Annotated in this window: 14 protein-coding genes and 2 pseudogenes; 14 read left to right on the top strand and 2 right to left on the bottom strand. The window is 64.5% G+C overall.

Annotation, left to right across the window (positions count from 1 at the left end; genetic code table 11):
- Positions 1 to 29 precede the first annotated feature (29 nt).
- Positions 30 to 404, top strand: a pseudogene (locus CBY09_RS09495) (DDE-type integrase/transposase/recombinase); the annotation flags it as partial.
- Positions 405 to 476: 72 nt separating this feature from the next.
- On the opposite strand, the pseudogene CBY09_RS09490 reads toward CBY09_RS09495, so the two are convergent.
- Together CBY09_RS09490 and CBY09_RS09485 are read right to left on the bottom strand one after the other, a co-directional pair.
- Positions 477 to 801, bottom strand: a pseudogene (locus CBY09_RS09490) (IS21 family transposase); the annotation flags it as partial.
- 122 nt (positions 802 to 923) lie between these two features.
- Positions 924 to 4,706, bottom strand: a complete 3,783-nt coding sequence (locus CBY09_RS09485) for a methyltransferase domain-containing protein (protein ID WP_094288855.1) — start codon at positions 4,704 to 4,706, stop codon at positions 924 to 926.
- A 37-nt stretch (positions 4,707 to 4,743) separates the two neighbouring features.
- Between CBY09_RS09485 and CBY09_RS09480 the strand changes: the two genes are divergently transcribed.
- The 13 genes from CBY09_RS09480 (at position 4,744) to CBY09_RS09420 (ending at position 19,461) form a co-directional block, all read left to right on the top strand.
- On the top strand, positions 4,744 to 5,574 hold the full coding sequence (locus CBY09_RS09480; RefSeq protein WP_094289395.1) for a glycosyltransferase family 2 protein: 831 nt from the start codon (positions 4,744 to 4,746) through the stop codon (positions 5,572 to 5,574).
- Positions 5,571 to 6,674 (top strand): MraY family glycosyltransferase, encoded by a 1,104-nt coding sequence (locus CBY09_RS09475; protein ID WP_094288853.1) that lies wholly within the window; start codon positions 5,571 to 5,573, stop codon positions 6,672 to 6,674. The genes CBY09_RS09480 and CBY09_RS09475 overlap by 4 nt, the downstream gene beginning before the upstream one ends.
- A 148-nt stretch (positions 6,675 to 6,822) precedes the next feature.
- Positions 6,823 to 7,713, top strand: coding sequence for an acetylglutamate kinase (gene argB / locus CBY09_RS09470; RefSeq protein ID WP_094288851.1), 891 nt, complete (start codon positions 6,823 to 6,825; stop codon positions 7,711 to 7,713).
- Between the two features lie 24 nt (positions 7,714 to 7,737).
- Positions 7,738 to 8,430 carry a response regulator transcription factor gene (locus CBY09_RS09465; protein ID WP_063459990.1) on the top strand — a complete coding sequence of 231 codons (693 nt, stop codon included), beginning with the start codon at positions 7,738 to 7,740 and terminating at the stop codon, positions 8,428 to 8,430.
- 89 nt (positions 8,431 to 8,519) lie between these two features.
- The gene (locus CBY09_RS09460) at positions 8,520 to 9,971 is read left to right on the top strand and encodes a sensor histidine kinase (RefSeq protein WP_094288849.1); all 1,452 of its coding nucleotides are present in this window, start codon (positions 8,520 to 8,522) and stop codon (positions 9,969 to 9,971) included.
- A gap of 232 nt (positions 9,972 to 10,203) precedes the next feature.
- Entirely contained in the window at positions 10,204 to 10,878 is a 675-nt protein-coding gene (slmA, locus tag CBY09_RS09455) for a nucleoid occlusion factor SlmA (protein ID WP_094288847.1), read from the top strand.
- Positions 10,879 to 11,060: 182 nt separating this feature from the next.
- Complete coding sequence (locus CBY09_RS09450) at positions 11,061 to 11,807, top strand: TetR/AcrR family transcriptional regulator (protein WP_094288845.1); 747 nt, start codon at positions 11,061 to 11,063, stop codon at positions 11,805 to 11,807.
- Positions 11,808 to 11,812: 5 nt separating this feature from the next.
- On the top strand, positions 11,813 to 13,609 hold the full coding sequence (locus CBY09_RS09445; RefSeq protein ID WP_094288843.1) for an acyl-CoA dehydrogenase C-terminal domain-containing protein: 1,797 nt from the start codon (positions 11,813 to 11,815) through the stop codon (positions 13,607 to 13,609).
- Between the two features lie 44 nt (positions 13,610 to 13,653).
- Entirely contained in the window at positions 13,654 to 14,091 is a 438-nt protein-coding gene (locus tag CBY09_RS09440) for a DUF2147 domain-containing protein (RefSeq protein WP_094288841.1), read from the top strand.
- A 67-nt stretch (positions 14,092 to 14,158) separates the two neighbouring features.
- Positions 14,159 to 16,561 carry a 3-hydroxyacyl-CoA dehydrogenase/enoyl-CoA hydratase family protein gene (locus CBY09_RS09435; protein WP_094288839.1) on the top strand — a complete coding sequence of 801 codons (2,403 nt, stop codon included), beginning with the start codon at positions 14,159 to 14,161 and terminating at the stop codon, positions 16,559 to 16,561.
- Between the two features lie 11 nt (positions 16,562 to 16,572).
- Entirely contained in the window at positions 16,573 to 17,082 is a 510-nt protein-coding gene (locus CBY09_RS09430) for a DUF4442 domain-containing protein (protein ID WP_094289393.1), read from the top strand.
- Between the two features lie 12 nt (positions 17,083 to 17,094).
- Positions 17,095 to 18,294 carry an acetyl-CoA C-acyltransferase gene (locus CBY09_RS09425; protein WP_094288837.1) on the top strand — a complete coding sequence of 400 codons (1,200 nt, stop codon included), beginning with the start codon at positions 17,095 to 17,097 and terminating at the stop codon, positions 18,292 to 18,294.
- A 276-nt stretch (positions 18,295 to 18,570) separates the two neighbouring features.
- On the top strand, positions 18,571 to 19,461 hold the full coding sequence (locus CBY09_RS09420) for an alpha/beta hydrolase family protein (RefSeq protein ID WP_094288835.1): 891 nt from the start codon (positions 18,571 to 18,573) through the stop codon (positions 19,459 to 19,461).
- Positions 19,462 to 19,478: the final 17 nt, after the last annotated feature.

The following is a 19,478-nucleotide window of genomic DNA, read 5'->3' as shown; positions in this document are numbered from 1 at the left end:
TGCCCGAATCGCCCTGATTGAACTAGACAGTCAACCTGTTCTCGCGCCAAGTAGTGGGCTGGTCCATGGGCAGCCGCATTGACACGAGCTTGGTCCTCGATGCACTGCTGATGGCGCTATGGCGCCGCCAGCCGCATGCGCCTGTCATGGTTCATTCCAATCCGGGCTGTTAGTTCACGGGCCACGAGTGGCAGACCTTCCTGCACGACCACAACCTGGTCAGCAGCATGAGCCGCCGTGGCAACTACCACGACAACGCAGTGGCCGAGGGCTCCTTCGGACTGCTCAAGCGCGAGCGCATCCGCAGGCGGGTCTGCGACACCCGTGACGATGCGCGAGCTGAAGTCTTCAACTACATTGAAATGTTCTACAACTCAAAGCGCCGTCATTCATCGGCAGCGTGACTATCACCTGTAGAGTTCGAACAGCAACATTCCCAACAACTCAAAAGTGTCTAGGAATACCGGGGGGATTCACCAGGCACGAACGAAGTTGGTGATGGCCGAGTACCCACCGCTATAGCCTACGGCCTTGATTTCAGCATGCAGTGCAAGTGCCGTGCGCCTTCGGTTCTTAGGCCGCCTGGCGTCGGCCGTCAGGGCCTGCGCGAGGGCCGCTACATACGGACTGAGCTTGTTGGGGCGTGGCTCGCGCAGGTGTACTGGTGGGGCGCCTCGTTCACCAGCGCGCGAAGCCACGTGGATAGAGAGTGCTGCGCGACAACCCCGTCTTACATGCTATTTCCAGCTCCGACAGCTTGTCCTTTGCGTGCAGTCGCCGGATCTTGCCAATCATGTCCATGGTGATCACTCCTTGAACCCGCTACATAAAAGAACAGCAGAGTATGTTGAGCACCTGGCTCATCTTTACTTCGGCACTACCCGAAAAAGTGGCTCAAATTCCGGTCGGCGCCAACAGCCAATCTAGTTCAGAAGCCAAGTTTTCACTCTGCGCTGGAATGACGCAGGTATCGCGCGGGCGATTCCGCGCAGCAGTGGGTGAGACCGTAAATACACCAACATGCCCAGGGCTCCTGAGCGCGCGTTACGGATATCGGCCGACTGCGGCAGAAAGGCTGCCAGATCGTTGGCGCCGAGCGGATCGGGGGCTGGCATCGGCTTCTCTGCAATGTCGTCATTTAGGTAATCACCAGCATAGCTCCAAGCGGTGGGGCTTTGATCTGCGCTTGCTGGGATCGGCTCAGGGGCGTGTGCGGTGGCGAAATGTTCCTCGCGCAGCCGCACGAAGTGATCCACCCACTCCGTGCTTGTAGAGTCCCAAGGCAAAACCCAACTCCAGGGGCGACCCGCCACCCGCTCTGCAAAGGCGCCCAGGTTGGGGGCTACGACGGGCAGTCCTGCCTGCAGGGCCGCACTCAAGGTGTAGCTGTACGTCTCGGGCCACTGTGCGGGGAACCACACGAGATCGGGCTGCAGCCATTCAAGCAACCCGGGAAGATCTTGATCATCATATGCCCCATGCACGGTCAACCGCGCCCGCGGCTGGCTCTGCAGATGCCGGTATCCGTAGCCCAGAAGGTGAAATTCCACCGGCGCATTGCGCTTGGCGGACTCCATGGCCACGGCCTCCAGGAGGTCCGCGCCTTTGATGGCGCTCAGGGCTCCCAGCACGGCTATTTTGAGCGGTGCATGGGGCGGGCGCTTTGAGGGTGGTGGCGGCTCCGGAAGCTTGGCTGCCGGGCCGACGCCGAGGTCGGTATGCGGAACCACTAGCATCCGCGCGCCCGGCACGAATGCGGAAATGCGTCGTGCCGTATCGTGGCTGGGAGTGAAGACGTAGCGCGCCGCCATCAGCAGGTGTTGATTGCGGTGGCGCCAATCTGCCACGGTGCCGTGGCCCACGGGGGCCGCTTCGTAGACGGAGCAACAGGCGCATTCGCCCGGCCGGGAGCTTTCGACGTACTTGTTGTCCTTGCCCGTCAGGCTGATATGGGTGCAATAGCTGTAGTAGTCGTGGGCGGTGAAGTCGTAGGCGACGCCGAGTTGATGCGGAATGTCGGTGATTACCGGGTCATGGCCCAGCAAATGGTGGAAATGTACGTGGCGGACGCCCAGTCGGCGCAGCACAGCTACCAGATCCGCGTATTGATCGACAAGGCGGAAGATCAGTTCAAATCCTTCGTCCTTGCCTGCCAGCTGCAAGGAGACGCTGCGTCCCGGCGCGGGCTTGAGAGTTAGAAAAGAAGCCTGGTGCGCTAGGTGCGATGCAAGCTCGCGCACATGGCGCAAAGTGCCGCCAGCACGGTCATGAATCACCGACAGGATGATCGGCAACCCGGCCATGGCAAGGCGAGCAGCGTCCAAGGCTAGGCGATAGGGTTGTGCGGGATCTGACTGCACGAAGGCCATTACGTCGCGTTCGTATCGCGGATGCAGGCGGCGCAGGGTCTCCATTGCCGCTCGTTCCCTGGGGCTCTTGCTGTCGCCAAAACTGACCCCACCGGTGTGGAGAACAAAGGTGTCAAGTAGGTGCAGGTTGCGCCAGCCGGCACTGGCGGCTCGCTGGCAGAAGTCGTTTTCTTCGCCATAGCCTTTGCCGAAGTTCTCGGTGTCGAACAGGCCGATTTCGGCAAGGCAGTCCCGGCGGATGTACATGCAAAAGCCCACGCCGGTGGGGACGTCCACGACCACACCCGGGTTGGTTTGCGCACATAGCGCATCCAGCCGGGCGGTGTCATAGCCTTTGGGAAGGTCGTTGCCTTCACAAAAGCGCGGATAGCTGCAGATGGTGGCGTTGTTGGAGAAGGGGGTTACAGATGCCACCTTGGTGTCGCCGTAAGCGGCTCGGCGGATGCGGTCCAGCCAGTCGTTGGCGACTTCGGTGTCGCTGTTGAGCAGTAGCACGTCGTTGGTGTCGCTGAGCGCCATGCCGCGGTTCACCGTTCCTACAAAACCCAGGTTTTCGGAGTTTTCCAGCAGGGTGACGCGGCTGTCCTGGGCGGCTTTCTCGCGCAACCACTCGGTGACCTCCGGCTCGGGGCTCGCATCATTGATCACGATGAGGCGGTAGGAGGTGGTGAACGCACTGGCCAGCACCGACTCGATACAAAGCCGCGTGTCAGCGAGCCCGCGGTACACCGGAACAATGATGTCCACCGGATGACCCGGTGCGGGAATTGGCTGGGCGACGGGTGCGGCAGCGGCGCTGCTGTTCTTGGGCGCACGGCCTAGCAATCGGTCGATGCGCATTTTTGCGTGTACCAAGGGGCGGGTGGCGCGAAAGACGGTGGACGCCTCGATGTTCTTCAGATGTCGGGCCAGCTCGTCATAGTCCCTCTGCACGCGCGTGGCTTCTAGCTGCCAGGTGGCCCGTTGGTGGGTCGTGGCGCGGTTGCTTTCCTCCAGGAGGGCGTTGCGGCTGCGGGCGGTCAACAGATCCATGGTCAGGCTGGTCTGCACCTGGTGCAGATGGGCTTGCGTGTTCCTGACAGTATTTTCCAGTTGTTCAATGCGATCGTGCAGCGGCTGCACCGTGGCCGCAAGTGCCAAGTAATCCGTGGACATCGGCCAGCCCAGCTCAATCTCGAACGCCAAGCTGCTGCGGGAGCGGGACTTCAGAATCTCCGCAGGGATGGGTACCTCGAACCACGGATCTTCGCCAGACATCAGCAGCAAGGTCGCGCCGCTGGCGGCAGGCAGGGGGGCCTGCCAGACGATGTTGTGGTGGGGGGTTGTCGCCAGCAACGATCGCTGGCTGGTCTGCGCGTCCCACTTCCACAGTTCATCGCCCTGGGTGTCGTCCTTCAGGGTGATCCTGTAAAGATGCAGGTAGCCCGCCCGATCTGCGGGATCGAACCGCAGTTGGGTGCAGGGCGCTCCAGTGGGGGGAATGTCAAAGCGTACTGTCTGCCGCTCTTGGCCGATGACCCCAGCCGCGGTGAGCTTGTCGGTTTCGCGGTATTGGCCATCGCGCCCCAGGTACAACTCGGCCGAGAAGTGGGCCTTTCCAGCGGCCGGAAACGACTCCTGGGCGACCGCGGCGGCATCCGCAGATTCCACTGGACGAGCGGCCCCAACAAATTGATAGCTCAGGGCATCCTGCCCGGAGAGAATGAAACGGGCTACCGAGGGGGGCAGTTCGTCGAACTCCACCTGGAACTCCGATTCCGGGATTGGTCGCTCAATGACTTCCAGTGTGTCGATGGTCCAGCGCTGCTCCGTCATGAAGCGCACCAGCGACCGGCGCGTGAAAAAGCGCAGGTGGGTCTCATCCAGTAGCCCTTCCTTGCGGTACCTGAATTCACCTTTGAGCAATTCGGCGATCAGGCCGCTGTAACCAGCATTAGGGACGGAGATGAGCAGCCTCCCTTCGACCGTCAACATGCTGCGGCAGGCCGTGAGCACGAACTCAGGGTGCCGCAGGTGCTCCAGAACATCTGCACAGACGATGGCGTCATAGCGCTGGCCTGCGAACAGGGTGTGCAAGTCAGCAGTTTCCAGATCTGCAACGTGGATCTGCCGGTAGTGAGGCCTGGCGTGGGCTGCCTCCGCTTCACTCCAGGTGACGCCATCGCTGATACAGGCACGGGTTTCTGCGAGGTATTGGCCGAGCGCACCGCTGCCGCAGCCCAGGTCAAGGACCCTGGAGTTCTGGGGGATCATCTCGGCAAGCGTGGAAAGCGAGGTTCGTTCTTCGGGACGGATGCTACGTAGATAGACGTGCAAGTCCTCAATTGTTTGCGTCATCCCGGGATTATGACGGCCTCTCCAGGGCTTGCCCCAGATGTTGTTACAACCATGGGTGCATCCGAACGACAATAGACAGGTGCTACCCATTGCCCCCAGCCATCCTCCCGCGGTCGTCGTGTCCATTGTCAGTCACGCGCACGGCCACCAAATTCAGTCCCTGCTCGAAGCGTTGGTGCGTCTCAATTCCCAGGTGGTATCGCGGGTGGTGCTCACACTCAACGTCCCGGAGCCTGCGCCGCTACTGGGGGCGGCGCAATCCCTCCCGTTCGCGCTGGAAATCGTCCAGAACGAATTGCCCTTGGGGTTCGGCGCCAATCACAATAAGGCATTGGTCGGTGCTGAGGAAGAGTTTGTTTGTGTGCTCAACCCGGACGTGACGCTGAACGCAGACCCGTTTGCGCCATTGGTCCATGCCCTGGCAGGGCAGGCCACCGCTTGTGCATACCCCGTCCAGGTGGATGAAAACGGCTCTGTGCAGGATAGCGAACGCGAAATCCCGTCGCCTGGGACCCTGCTTCGTCGGCGGCTGCTCGGACGCATTGAGCGGCGCGTCGACTGGGTCAATGCTGCTTGCTTGCTGCTGCCCACCTCGGTGTGGCGGGATTTGGGGGGGTTTGATGAGCGCTACTTTATGTACTGCGAAGATGTGGATTTCTGCCTGCGTCTCCGGCTGAAGGGGGGGCGGCTGCTCCGAGCGCCCGTGAAGATCGTTCATGCGGGCCAGCGGGCCAGCGGGCGCCGACTCAATCACCTCGCTTGGCATGTTCGCAGCCTGTTACGGTTGTGGATGTCGCCGGTGTACAGGCAGGCGCAACAGTTGCTAACGGCGACCCCGCCCGTCAAAGGTACTATCGGAACTCCATGATCTGGTTGTCTGTAGTTGGTTTTTTGGTGGCGGCGCTGGCTGCAGGCCTCGTTGTACGATGGGGGAATGAGCACGCACTGGTCTATGGTGAAGCCATGCCGCAGCGCTTCCACCTGGGTGCCGTACCACGCATAGGGGGCGGTGCGCTACTGGTGGGAATGTGTGTGAGCTGGGGGCTTGGTGTCTGGCAGACGCTTGGTTGGGGTGATCCGGGGTCCTTGCGCCTGGGGCCATGGGTGGGCGCCTGGTTAGTGACGGTGCTACCAGCCGCCCTGGGCGGCATTGCTGAAGACATGACGCAGCGCCTGTCGGTGCGTTATCGGCTGGCACTCACGGGCGCATCGGGAGCACTGGCCGTGCTTCTGTTGGATTTGACCTTGCCTCGATTAGGGTGGCCGTGGCTCGATTCCTGGCTGGTGATAGCCCCATGGCTGGGATGGTGCGTTGTTGTGCTGGCCGTTGCCGGTCTGCCCCATGCCTTCAACATCATCGATGGCTACAACGGCCTGGCTGGCATGGTGGCCCTGATCGTCTGCCTCGCGCTGGCCCATGTGGCCCTGCAGGTGGGGGACCGCGCGCTGGCTGCGCTGCTGGTGTCCACGGCGGCGGCGACGGGGGGGTTCCTGGTCTGGAACTACCCGCGGGGCATGCTGTTTGCGGGGGATGGCGGGGCCTATGTATGGGGCGTGGTGATTGCCATGGCCAGCATTTCCCTGGTGCAGCGCAATGCGGATGTGTCGCCGTGGTTTCCCATGCTGCTGCTGATCTACCCCGTCTGGGAGACGATTTTCTCGATCTATCGCAAGGCGGTGCGGGGGGTGTCGCCGGGGGTGGCCGATGCCCTGCATTTTCACCAGCTCATCTACCGCCGCATTGTGCGCGGGGTTTTCCACGACGATGAGTCGCGCCGCATGCTGATGCGCAACAACCGCACTTCGCCCTACCTGTGGGGTTTTACCCTGCTGACCGTGGTGCCCGCTGTGCTGTTCTGGAACAACACGCTGCTGCTGATGGCGTTCTGTGGGCTGTTTGTGGTCAGCTATGTGATGGCCTATCTGGCCATCGTGCGCTTCAAGGTGCCGCACTGGCTGCGCCACTGACCAGCCCGGAGCCACCGGTTTCTGCCGGTCGCCCGGCAACCGGGTTTGTGGAGCGTTCTTCAACCTCCCGACAGCTGTGCGCCCCGTGAATGCGGCACAATTTGCGTTTCACCCTGTTTGTTTTTCTTCTTTCGGATGGCACGCCCCCATGACCGACCTTCTTTCGATTGCCCCGCGCGACAAGGCTGAAATCCTGGCCCAGGCGCTGCCTTACATCCGCAAGTTCCATGGCAAGACCATGGTCATCAAGTACGGCGGCAACGCCATGACTGACCCGGCCCTGCAGGCGGACTTTGCCGAGGATGTGGTGCTGCTCAAGCTGGTGGGCATGAACCCCGTGGTGGTGCACGGTGGCGGCCCGCAGATTGAGACGGCGCTCAACCGCCTGGGCAAGAAGGGCGAGTTCATTCAGGGCATGCGCGTGACCGATGCCGAGACCATGGAAGTGGTCGAATGGGTGCTGGCGGGCGAGGTGCAGCAGGACATCGTGGGCCTGATCAACCAGGCGGGTGGCAAGGCTGTGGGCCTGACCGGCCGCGACGGCGGCATGATCCGCGCCCAGAAGCTCAAGATGGTGGACAACAAGAACCCCGCCATCGAACACGACGTCGGCCAGGTGGGCGACATCGTCTCCATTGACCCGAGCGTGGTGAAGGCGCTGCAGGACGACGCGTTCATCCCCGTCATCAGCCCCATCGGCTTTGGTGAGAACAACGAGAGCTACAACATCAACGCCGACGTGGTGGCGAGCAAGCTGGCCGAGGTGCTCAAGGCCGAGAAGCTGGTGCTGCTCACCAACACCCCGGGCGTGCTGGACAAGGCGGGCAACCTGCTGACCGACCTGACGGCCCGCCGCATTGATGAGCTGTTCGCTGACGGCACGATCTCCGGCGGCATGCTGCCCAAGATTGCCGGTGCGCTGGATGCCGCCAAGGCCGGTGTCAACGCCGTGCACATCATCGACGGTCGGGTGCCGCATGCCATGCTGCTGGAGATCCTGACCGAGCAGGCCTACGGCACGATGATCCGGTCGCACTGATTTTTGATACTTCGGCAGCCCGCCATGCGCTTGCTCTTGGTCGAAGACGATGTGATGGTGGCCAGCGGCATCAAGCTGGGGCTGACCGATGCGGGTTATGCCGTGGACTGGGTCGGCAGTGGTGAGCGTGCCGAAGAGGTGTTGCGCACCGAGTCGTTCGACGCGGCCATCATCGACATTGGCTTGCCAGCCATGGACGGCCTGGAGCTGACGCGCCGCCTGCGGCGCCCGGACATGGCGAGCCCCGCCATGCCGGTGCTCATCCTCACGGCGCGCGATGCTTTGCATGATCGGGTCCAGGGGCTGGATCTGGGCGCAGACGACTACATGGTCAAGCCCTTCGAGCTGCCCGAGTTGCTGGCGCGCCTGCGGGCCCTGCTGCGCCGCTCGCAGGCCGCCACCACGGCGGTGCTGAGCTTCGGCCCGCTGGAGCTGGACACCGCCGGTCGCCGCGCAAGCATCCGCAGCGATGCGGGCGAGCAGGTGATCGAGCTGGGGCCGCGTGAGTGGACGGTGCTGGAGTACCTGCTCATCAACGCCCCCAAACCCGCCAGCAAAGACAAACTCCTGCAGGCGCTGACGGGCTGGGACAAGGAGATCACGCCCAACGCGGTCGAGGTCTATGTCTCCCGCCTGCGCGGCAAGCTGGAACCCCACGGTGTGGCGCTGCGGTCGATCCGGGGGTTCGGCTACCGGCTCGAACTCCAGAACCCTTGACGGGGCAGCGGCCCCGGTCTCTTTCCTCTTCTCCTGCGCCCGCCATGCTGCTTCGGAACCCTTCCCCCAAGCGGCCCGGTTTGCGCGCCATGACGTCCGACCTGCGGACCCGCCTGCTGCTGATGCTGGTGCTGCCGCTGTGTGCACTGGCGCTGGTGGGTGTCTGGCTGGACTACCGCTCGGCCGACGAGGCCGCCGTCCAGCACGACCAGCGCCTGGTGCGCCTGCTGCCCGCGCTGGCCGATTCGGTGCTGGCGCCACCCATCCGCGACAACGCTTCGCCCTTGCTGCTGCTCGCGCCGCCAATCGAGGAGTTCCTGCGCCAGAACGTCGGGTTTTCTGCTTACAGCGTGCGCGACACCTCAGGGCGGCTGCTGCTGGGGGACAGCTGGGTGCATGGGGCGGTTCCTACCACGCAGGCCCCTGAGTTCCACAGCGTGGAGTTTGGCGGTGTGACCTACCGGGTGGCCGTGCAGCGCGGCCGCACGGGCGCGGGCGAGCTGGTGGTGGCATTGGCCGATGGCTCCGACCCGCGCCAGAAATGGGCCCAGCAACTGCTGCTCAGGGTGCTGTTGCCCAACCTGGTGCTGCTGCTGGCGGCGGGTTTTGCGATCCACTGGGCGGTGCGACAGGCGTTCAAGCCTCTGGTGGGTCTGGCCGAGGCGGTGGAGCGCCGCTCGCCGCGCGACCTGAGCCCCATCGACGAGGCCGCCTCGCCCGACGAGGTGCGTCCGCTGGTGCATTCGCTCAACCGCCTGTTTGCCCTGGTCAATGCCCAGGCCGAAGGGCAGCGCCGGTTTGTGGCTGATGCGGCCCACCAGTTGCGCACGCCGCTGGCGGGGCTGCAGGCGCAGGTCGAAGCCTGGGCCATGATGGCCAAGGCGGCGGCTCCACCGCAGGTTTCGTTCCCGGATTTCGATCGAAAAATGCCGTTTGCGCGCGAGGACAGGGCGCAAGGTGCTATTGTTTTAGGAGTCGATCAGATCGAGAAGCTGCGCAACGCCACGCGCCGCACCTCGCAGCTGGCGCACCAGCTGCTGGCACTGTCCCGTGCCGATGCACGCAGCCTCGATGCCCAGCCGCCACAGCGGGTGGACCTGAAGGACCTGTGCGAATCCCTGCTGGAGAACTTCCTGGACGCGGCCACCGGCAAGGGGCTGGACCTGGGGCTGGACGTGCAGCTAGTCCATGTCACCGGCCACGGCTGGCTGCTGCGCGAGCTGCTGTCCAACCTGGTGGACAACGCCATCAAGTACACGCCGCCGGGCGGTGTCGTCACCATCCGCTGCGGACTGCGCCAAGGCCGCGGCGGCCCGCCGCGTGCCTATGTCGAGGTGGAGGACGACGGCCCCGGCGTGCCCGAGGCCGAGCGCACCCGGGTGCTGCAGCGCTTCTACCGCGTGCCGGGTGCGGGTGGCGAGGGCACGGGCCTGGGGCTGGCGATTGCGGACGAGATCGCGCGCGTGCACCGGGCGGCGCTCACGCTGGGCGCTGGCCCACAGGGGCGCGGGCTGCTGGTGACGGTCGTGTTCCCCCTGTAGCCCGCCCTGGCAAGCCGGGGCCGCCGGGCCCCGGAGGGCTGTGCGAGAATCATTTCCATACACGATTGACTTGTGCAAACAGGTGGGGCGACAGTGCTCCCCTGGCGCTGGTGGCCTGCCTTCCATTGCCAGTGACTGCACCAGCCGTGACGATTCTTCCTGCCCCGTCGCCCCTGCGCATGCCTTGCTGGCAGGTGGTGGGCGCCAGGCCTTACCGGAGCCCCTGTCCCGCATGTCCGAACTCTCGCCCCAGCCCGAGCCCGCGTCCACCGACGACGCAGGGGATGCCCCCGTCGCACGCAAGCGGCCCAAGCCGGGCGAGCGCCGCGTGCAGATCCTGCAGGCGCTGGCGGCCATGCTGGAGCAGCCGGGTGCCGAGCGCATCACCACCGCCGCACTGGCCGCGCGCCTGTCGGTGAGCGAGGCGGCGCTGTATCGCCATTTCGCGAGCAAGGCGCAGATGTTTGAGGGTCTGATCGACTTCATCGAGCAGACCGTGTTCACCCTGGTGGCGCAGATCACCGGCCGCGATACCGGGGGCGGGGTGCCCGACCCGGCGCAGTCGGCCGAGGTGGGCGCCCGGCAGGCGGCGCGCATCGTGGCGCTGCTGCTGCAGTTTGGCGAGCGCAACCCCGGCATGGTGCGCGTGATGGTGGGCGACGCCCTGGTGTTTGAGCACGAGCGTCTGCAGCAGCGCATGAACCAGTTTTTTGACCGCATCGAATCCACGCTGCGCCAGTGCCTGCGCCCGGCCACGGCGGCATCGGCCACGCCTACGGTGGATGCGCAGGTGGCGGCCAGCGTGCTCACGGCGTTTGCGCTGGGGCGGCTGCAGCGGTATGCGCGCTCGGGGTTCAAGCGCCTGCCGTCGGAACACCTGGATGCCAGCCTGGCGCTGATCTTGTAGAGCACTTTTTGCCCACGCCCGCCGCTGCGGGCTGAGGCAGAGGGGGCAGGGCAGGGTGGCCTGCCGCGCGGTGGTACCGCCGCAACGCGCGTTTGGGTGGCCCTCCCTATTTTTTCCAGGGGTTTTGGCCATGCCCTGAAATTGCTGCAGAATAGAACGAACGTTCGTTTTTATTTGTCAGCATGCCCGCCACCTCAGAATCCAGCCAAGCCAGCCGCAGCCCGCGCGCGCGCAGCAGCACGGGCCGCGCCCTGCAAAAGGGCCAGCAAACCAAGGCGGCCATCGTCGAGGCGGCGCTGGGCCTGGCCACGCACATCGGGCTTGAAGGCCTGTCGATTGGCGCGTTGGCCGATGTCACGGGCATGAGCAAGTCGGGCGTGTTTGCCCATTTTGGCTCGCGCGAAGAGCTGCAGATCTCCGTCATCCGCGAATACCACACCCGCTTCGAGCAGGAAGTGTTCTACCCCGCCATGTCCGCCCCGCGCGGCGTGGCGCGTTTGTCGGCGCTGTTCGACAACTGGATGAAGCGCACCTCCATCGAAATCGACTCAGGTTGTATCTACATCAGCGGCGCCGTCGAATTTGATGACCGCACCGGCCCCGTGCGCGATGCGCTGGCCAGCTCGGTGCTGACCTGGCACGCTGCCATGCGCCGTGCCATCGAGCAGTGCAAGGTGTTGGAAGAGCTGCGCGCAGACACCAATGCCGAGCAGATGCTGTTCGAGATCCACGGCCTCATCCTCGCGCTGCACTACGAAGCGCGGTTCCTGCAGACCCCGGGCTCCATGGCCCGGGCGGTGCAGGGCTTTCACAACATCCTGGCGCGCTACAGCGCCACACAACCAGGCGCCAGCGCAGAAGCAGCACCCGTTGCTGCTGCTGCCAAACGCCGCAAAGTTTCCAACCAAACCACCACCTCCAAGGAGTAAACCCCATGCCTATGTACACGCCGCCCCTGCGCGACATGCAATTCGTCATGCACGAAGTGCTCAAGGTCAGCGATGAATTCAAGGCCATGCCGCCCCACGCCGAGGTGGATGTGGACACCATCAACGCCGTGCTCGAAGAAGCCGGCAAGTTCACTGCCGAAGTGACCTTCCCGCTGAACATCAGCGGCGACACCGAAGGCTGCGTGCTCAACAAGGCCACCCACGAAGTGAAGACCCCCACGGGCTTCAAGGACGCCTATGCCAAGTACGTCGAAGGTGGCTGGGCGGCACTGTCGTGCGACCCTGCCTACGGCGGCCAGGGCCTGCCTTTTGTGCTGAACCAGTGCCTGTACGAGATGATGAACTCGGCCAACCAGGCCTGGACCATGTACCCCGGCCTGTCGCACGGCGCGTACGAAGCCCTGCACGCCCACGGCACCGAAGAGCAAAAGAAGATCTACCTGCCCAAGCTGACCAGCGGCGAGTGGACCGGCACCATGTGCCTGACCGAACCCCACTGCGGCACCGACCTGGGCCTGCTGCGCACCAAGGCCGAACCCCAGGCCGACGGCACCTACAAGATCACCGGCAACAAGATCTTCATCAGCGCGGGTGAACATGACATGGCCGCCAACATCGTGCACCTGGTGCTGGCCCGCCTCCCCGACGCGCCCAAGGGCAGCAAGGGCATCAGCCTGTTTGTGGTGCCCAAGTTCAACATCAAGGCCGACGGTTCGCTGGGCGAGCGCAACCCCATCTTCTGCACGGGCCTGGAGCACAAGATGGGCATCCACGGCAACGCAACCGCGCAGATCGCCATCGACGGCGCCATCGGCACCATGGTGGGCCAGCCCAACAAGGGCCTGGCTGCCATGTTCGTCATGATGAACGCCGCCCGCCTGGGCGTGGGCAACCAGTCGCTGGGCCTGACCGAAGTGGCGTACCAAAATGCGCTGGCTTACGCCAAGGACCGCATCCAGATGCGCAGCCTGTCGGGCGTGAAGGCCAAGGACAAGGACGCCGACCCCATCATCGTGCACCCCGACGTGCGCAAGATGCTGCTCACCGCCAAGGCCTACGCCGAAGGCGGCCGCGCGCTGCAGATCTTCTGCACGCTGCTGCTGGACAAGGTGCACAGCCACCCCGATGAAAAGGTGCGTGCCGAATCCGAAGAGATGGTGGCGCTGCTCACCCCCATCGTGAAGGCCTTCATCACCGACAACGGCCACATCTCCACCAACGCCTGCATGCAGGTCTTCGGCGGCCACGGCTTCATCAAGGAATGGGGCATGGAGCAGTACGTGCGCGACAACCGCATCAACATGATCTACGAAGGCACGAACACCGTGCAGTCGCTGGACCTGCTGGGCCGCAAGATCCTGGGCAACAACGGCGCCACGCTCAAGAAGCTGGGCAAGCTGATCGGCAAGCTGGTGGAAGAAGAAGGCGTGAACGAGAAGATGGCCGAGTTCATCAACCCGGTGGCCATGCTGGGTGACCAGATGACCAAGTTCACCACCGAGATCGGCTTCAAGGGCATGCAGAACCCCGACGAAGTGGGCGCAGCCGCCGTGGACTACCTGCGCGTGGCCGGTCACCTGGTGTTCGGCTACCTGTTCGCCCGCATGGCCCAGGTGGCCCTGCGCGAGATCGCCGCTGGCAACACCGACCCGTTCTACGGCGCCAAGCTGCAGACGGCCCGCTTCTACTTCGCCAAGCTGTTCCCCGAGACCGTCACGCTGATGCGCACGGCCCGTGCTGGCAGCAAGGTGCTGATGGATACCGATCTGGCCCTGGCCTGATCGGTAGATCTGCGGATTTCAAGCTTTTTTGGCACGGAGCGCCTATGTATCAAGCGGTAGCAGCTATTGTTTTTGTAGCGTCTGCGGCGCCCGTCTGGGCGCAGGCGACGCCCGAAGGCCTGTGGCGCAACATCGACGACAAGACCGGCGAGGCCAAGGCCGAAATCCGCATCCGCGACATCGGCGGCGGCGTGCTGAACGGTGCGCTGGAAAAGCGCCTGTCCAAGGACGCCAAGCCCGACGAGGTCTGCGACGAATGCTCGGATGACCGCAAGGGCAAGCCCATCCTGGGCCTGGAGATCATCCGTGGCGCCAAGAAGGCTGACGGCAAAGAGGTGTGGGAGGGCGGCAAGATTCTCGACCCCGAGAACGGCCGCAACTACACCCTGCGCATGACCCCCGTCGAAGGCGGCAAGAAGCTCGAAGTGCGGGGCTCCATCGGCCCGTTTGGCCGCACGCAAACCTGGATCCGCATCCAGTAAACCCCATTCCCGTGGCCTTGCGCGCGCCATGCGGTGTTGCGCAACGCCCCAACCAGGAACCTAACCCATGTCCCGATTCCAAGTGAAGAAAGTCGCCGTGCTCGGCGCAGGCGTGATGGGCGCGCAGATCGCCGCCCACCTCGTCAACGTGAAGGTGCCCGTGGTGCTGTTCGATCTGCCTGCCAAGGAAGGCCCCAAGAACGGCATCGTCATCAAGGCCGTCGAAGGCCTGAAGAAGCTCAAGCCCTCGCCCCTGGGTGTGGCCGACGACGCGGCGCTGATCCAGCAGGCCAACTACGAAGAGCACATGCACCTGCTCAAGGAATGCGACCTCGTGATCGAGGCCATTGCCGAGCGCATGGACTGGAAGCTCGACCTGTACACCAAGATCGCGCCCCATGTGGCCAAGCACGCCATTCTGGCGTCCAACACCTCGGGCCTGTCGATCACCAAGCTGTCCGAAGTGCTGCCCGAGAGCATCAAGCCGCGCTTCTGCGGCATCCACTTCTTCAACCCCCCGCGCTACATGACGCTGGTGGAGCTGATCAACACGCCCACCACCCAGCCTGAAGTGCTGGACCAGCTCGAAGCCTTCGTCACCAGCGGCCTGGGCAAGGGCGTGGTGCGCGCGCACGATACCCCCAACTTCGTGGCCAACCGCGTCGGCATCGCCGGCATGCTGGCCACGATGAAGGAAGTCGAGAACTTTGGCCTGACCTATGACGTGGTGGACGACCTCACAGGCAAGAAGCTGGGCCGCGCATCGAGCGGCACCTTCCGCACCGCTGACGTGGTGGGCCTGGACACCATGGCCCACGTGATCAAGACGCTGCAGGACAACCTGAGCATCGAGACCGACCCCTTCTACGAAAGCTTTGGCACGCCCGCCGTGCTGAAGAAGCTGCTGGAGCTGGGCAATCTGGGCCAGAAGACCAAGGCCGGTTTCTTCAAGAAGGTCGGCCGCGACGTGATGCGCTTCGAGCTGGAAAGCGAAGAGTACGTGCCCGCAGGCCAGAAGGCCGACGAGGTGTATGCGCGCATGCTCAAGAAGCCTGCGGCCGAACGCCTGCGCCTGCTGCGCAACGCCGAAGGTGCGCCCGGCCAGTTCCTCTGGGCCATCCTGCGCAACAGCTTCCACTACGCTGCCGTGCACCTGGGCACCATCGCCGACAACGCCCGCGACGTGGACCAGGCCATGCGCTGGGGCTTCGGCATGAAGCAGGGCCCCTTCGAGCTGTGGCAGGAAGCAGGCTGGCTGGAAGTGGCGAAGATGATCCAGGAAGACATCGACGCTGGCAAAGCGCTGTGCAAGGCACCGCTGCCCGAGTGGGTCTTCAAGGGCCCCGTGGCCGACGCCGGTGGCGTGCACACCGCGCAAGGTTCGTGGAGTGCATCGCAGAACAAGTTTGTGCCCCGCCGCCAGCTGCCCGTGTACGAGCGCCAAATCTTCCCCGAGGCCCTGCTGGGCGAGACCAGCCTGCCCGACTGGCGCACCGCTGGCACCACCATTGCGGAATCGAAAGCCCTGCGCACCTGGACGCTCGATGGCCAAGTGCTTATCGCCAGCATCAAGAACAAGATGCACGCCATCAGCCCCGAGGTGATGGAAGCGCTGATGGAAGCGCTGGAACTGGCCGAGTCTGAGTACCAGGGCATGGTCATCTGGTCCGGCGACGCGCCTTTCAGCGTGGGGGCCGACCTGGAAGCCACGATGCCCGCGTTCATGGTCGGCGGCGCCGATGCGGTGGAAAGCATCGAGCAGGAGCTGCAGAACCTGATGCTGCGCATCCGCTACGCCCAGGTGCCGGTGGTGGCTGCCATCCATGGCATGGCGCTGGGCGGTGGCTGCGAACTGGCCGTGTATTCGGCCAAGCGTGTGGCGCACATGGAAAGCTACATCGGCCTGGTCGAAGTGGGCGTGGGCCTGGTGCCCGGCGCGGGCGGCCTGACCTACATCGCCCGCCGCGCGGCCGAGAACATGGCCGCTTCGACCAGCAAGGACATCCTGCCTTTCCTGACCGAAGGCTTCACCGCCGCGGCCATGGCCAAGGTGGGTACCAGTGCCATCGAATCGCGCAAGCTGGGCTTCCTGCTGGACAGCGACGTGATCGTGCCCCATAAGGACGAGCTGCTGTTCGTCGCCATCAACGAAGCCAAGTCCATGGCTGCGAGCGGATGGCGTGCACCGCACAAGCGCCTGTTCCCCGTGGCGGGCCGCAGCGGCCTGGCCACCATCAAGGCCCAGCTGGTGAACATGCGCGACGGCGGCTTCATCAGCGCCTACGACTTCAAGATCGGCGCCATGATCGCCGAGGTGGTCTGTGGCGGCGATGTGGATGCGGGCTCGATGGTGAGCGAGGAATACCTGCTCACGCTGGAGCGCAAGGTGTTCTGCCACCTGATTGCCCAGCCCAAGACGCACGAGCGCATTCTCGGAATGCTCTCCACGGGCAAGCCTGTCCGCAATTGATCGGCATCACCATGACGAGCCAAGCCCCCAACAAACTCCAGCGCTCGCTGATGCGCCTGGACGAGGCGCCCGCCTTCATGCGCGGCTTCGTGCAGAACATCATCCTGCGCCGCGCTGTGCCCTTCACCGGTACGGCCGGGGTGCGGTTCGTGTCGCTCACGCCCGAGCGTGTCGAGGTGCACGTGGCCAACGAGCGCCGCGTGCAGAACCACATCGGCGGTGTGCACGCCTCGGCCATGAACCTGCTGGCCGAAACGGCCACCGGCATGGTCGTGGGCATGAACGTGCGCGACGACTGCCTGCCGCTGGCCAAGGAGCTCTCCATGGCGTTCAAGAAGCGTGCCACGGGCGGCCTCAAGGCTGTGGCCACGCTCACCGCCGAGCAGCGCGCCGCCATGTTGGCCAGCGACAAGGGCGAGGTGCAGGTGAAAGTCACCGTGACCGACGAAGCCGGCGTGGAGCCGGTCGAATGTGTATTTACGTGGGCCTGGGTTCCTTCCAGCCGCCCCCCCAAGAATTGAAGGAGTTTCACCATGGCTCAAAAACAAGTCCAGGACGCCTACATCGTCGCCGCCACGCGCACGCCCATCGGGCGCTCGGGCCGCGGATATTTCAAGAACACCCGCCCCGACGACCTGCTGGTCGCCGCCATCAAGAGCGCCATGCTGCAGGTGCCCACGCTGGACCCCAAGGCGATTGAAGACGCCATCATCGGCTGCTCCTTCCCCGAGGGCGAGCAGGGCATGAACATGGCCCGCATTGCCGTGGGTCTGGCGTTCGACCACCCCGTGGGCGGCGTGACCGTGAACCGCTTTTGCGCATCGGGCATCACCGCGCTGCAGATGGCTGCCGACCGCATCCGCGTGGGCGAGGCCGACGTGTTGATCGCCGGTGGCGCCGAGTCCATGAGCCTGGTGCCCATGGGCGGCAACAAGCCCTCGTTCAACGCCGAGGTGTTCGCCCGCGACGAGGACGTGGGCATCGCCTACGGCATGGGCCTGACCGCCGAAAAGGTCGCCCAGCAGTGGAAGGTGAGCCGCGAAGCGCAAGATGCGTTCGCCCTCGAATCGCACCTGCGTGCCATCAAGGCGCAAAAGGCTGGTGAGTTCAGCGACGAAATCACCCCCATCGAGATCGTGGAGCGCTCGCCCAACCTCGCCACCGGCGAAGTGGTGGAAAAGCGCCGCACCGTGAGCCTGGACGAAGGCCCTCGCCCTGACACATCCCTGGAAGGCCTGGCCAAGCTCAAGCCCGTGTTTGCGGCACGGGGCAGCGTCACGGCGGGCAACAGCTCGCAGACCAGCGATGGCGCGGGTGCCCTCATCGTGGCCAGCGAAAAGGCGGTGAAGCAGTTTGGCCTGACGCCCCTGGCGCGCTTTGTCAGCTATGCCGCGCGGGGCGTGCCGCCCGAGATCATGGGCATTGGGCCCATCGAGGCGATTCCTGCGGCGCTGCGTTATGCGGGCTTGAAGAGCGATGACATCGGCTGGTATGAGCTGAACGAAGCGTTTGCGGCGCAGTCGCTCGCCGTGATCAACACGCTGGGGCTGAACCCTGCCAACGTGAATCCGATGGGTGGCGCGATTGCATTGGGGCACCCATTGGGGGCCACCGGTGCGATTCGTGCGGCGACGGTGGTGCATGCGCTGCGTCGGCACAAGCTGAAGTACGGCATGGTCACGATGTGCGTAGGTACTGGCCAAGGCGCCTCCGGCATCATCGAGGCGTTGTAATTGGCTACTGCGCGTCTTTCAGGCGTCGTTGGGCAGTGCTCGCAATCCTCACGTACCGCAAGTACGTTCCGGTTGCTGCGCTCCGTCCGCCTAGCCTGAAAGCCGCTCGCTACGCCCTGGAGGGTGGGGTGTGAGGCAGGGGAACGGGCGGGGCAACACTTGATTGCTCTCACCCAAACCGTTCGGGCTAAGCTTGTCGAAGCCAGGGTTCTGCCCCCTCAGCGATAGTTTTCTTTTCAAGCCGGCGCAGATCGGTTTCGAACCAAGGAGACAGACATGAACAAGCAAACTTTGCAGGTCAACGGGGCAGTGTCTTTGGCGCTGCGTGTCTACGAACCCGAGGGCGCGCAGCGCGCCAGCGTTGTCATCGGCGGCGCGATGGGGGTGCGGCAGTCGTATTACGAGGCCTTTGCGCTGTGGATGGCGCAGCAGGGGTTTCGGGTCACCACCTTCGACTACCGGGGCCACGGCGACTCGCTGCAGGGCGCCATGCGTGATGTGAAGGCGGATCTGTTTGACTGGGCGCAGGACTACGAGGCGGTGATCACAGCCGCCAAGGCCGCGCTGCCGTCGCTGCCGCTGTACTTGCTGGGCCACAGCCTGGGCGCGCAGTTGCCGGGCTTGTTCAAGAAGCCTGAGCAGGTGGCGGGCCTGCTCAGCGTGGCCGCAGGCAGTGGCTACTGGCGCGACAACGCGCCGCAGCTCAAGCGCATCGTTCCGTACTTCTGGTGGGTGCTGGTGCCGCTGGCCACGCGGCTGTGCGGGTACTTCCCGGGGCGCACGCTCAAGAAGGTGGGCGACCTGCCTGCGGGGGTGATCCTGCAGTGGCGGCGCTGGTGTCTGGACCCGGCCTACAGCGTCGGCGCCGAAGGGCCAGCGGTGGCGCAGAGTTACGGTGCGGTGCGGTTCCCGGTGCTCGCCTTGTCGATGGCCGACGACGAGCTGATGACCTTGCGCGGCACACACAACCTGGTGAACCTGTACGCCAACACCGAGCGCCGGGTGGAGAGCATCACGCCGGCTGATCTGCAGGTGCGGCGTATCGGCCATTTCGGGTTCTTTCGCGACCAGTTCCAGCAGAGCCTGTGGCCGCGTGCTGCGGCTGCGCTGGCCGCCCTGGGCGGGGGTGGAATGCCCCGCAGCGAAGTCTCCGGCACGACGGCCTGAGGGGGCGTTTCGCGGCA

The organism is Acidovorax kalamii (assembly GCF_002245625.1).
Lineage (GTDB): Bacteria > Pseudomonadota > Gammaproteobacteria > Burkholderiales > Burkholderiaceae_C > Acidovorax > Acidovorax kalamii.
This window is presented reverse-complemented; position numbering and strand designations above follow the sequence as displayed.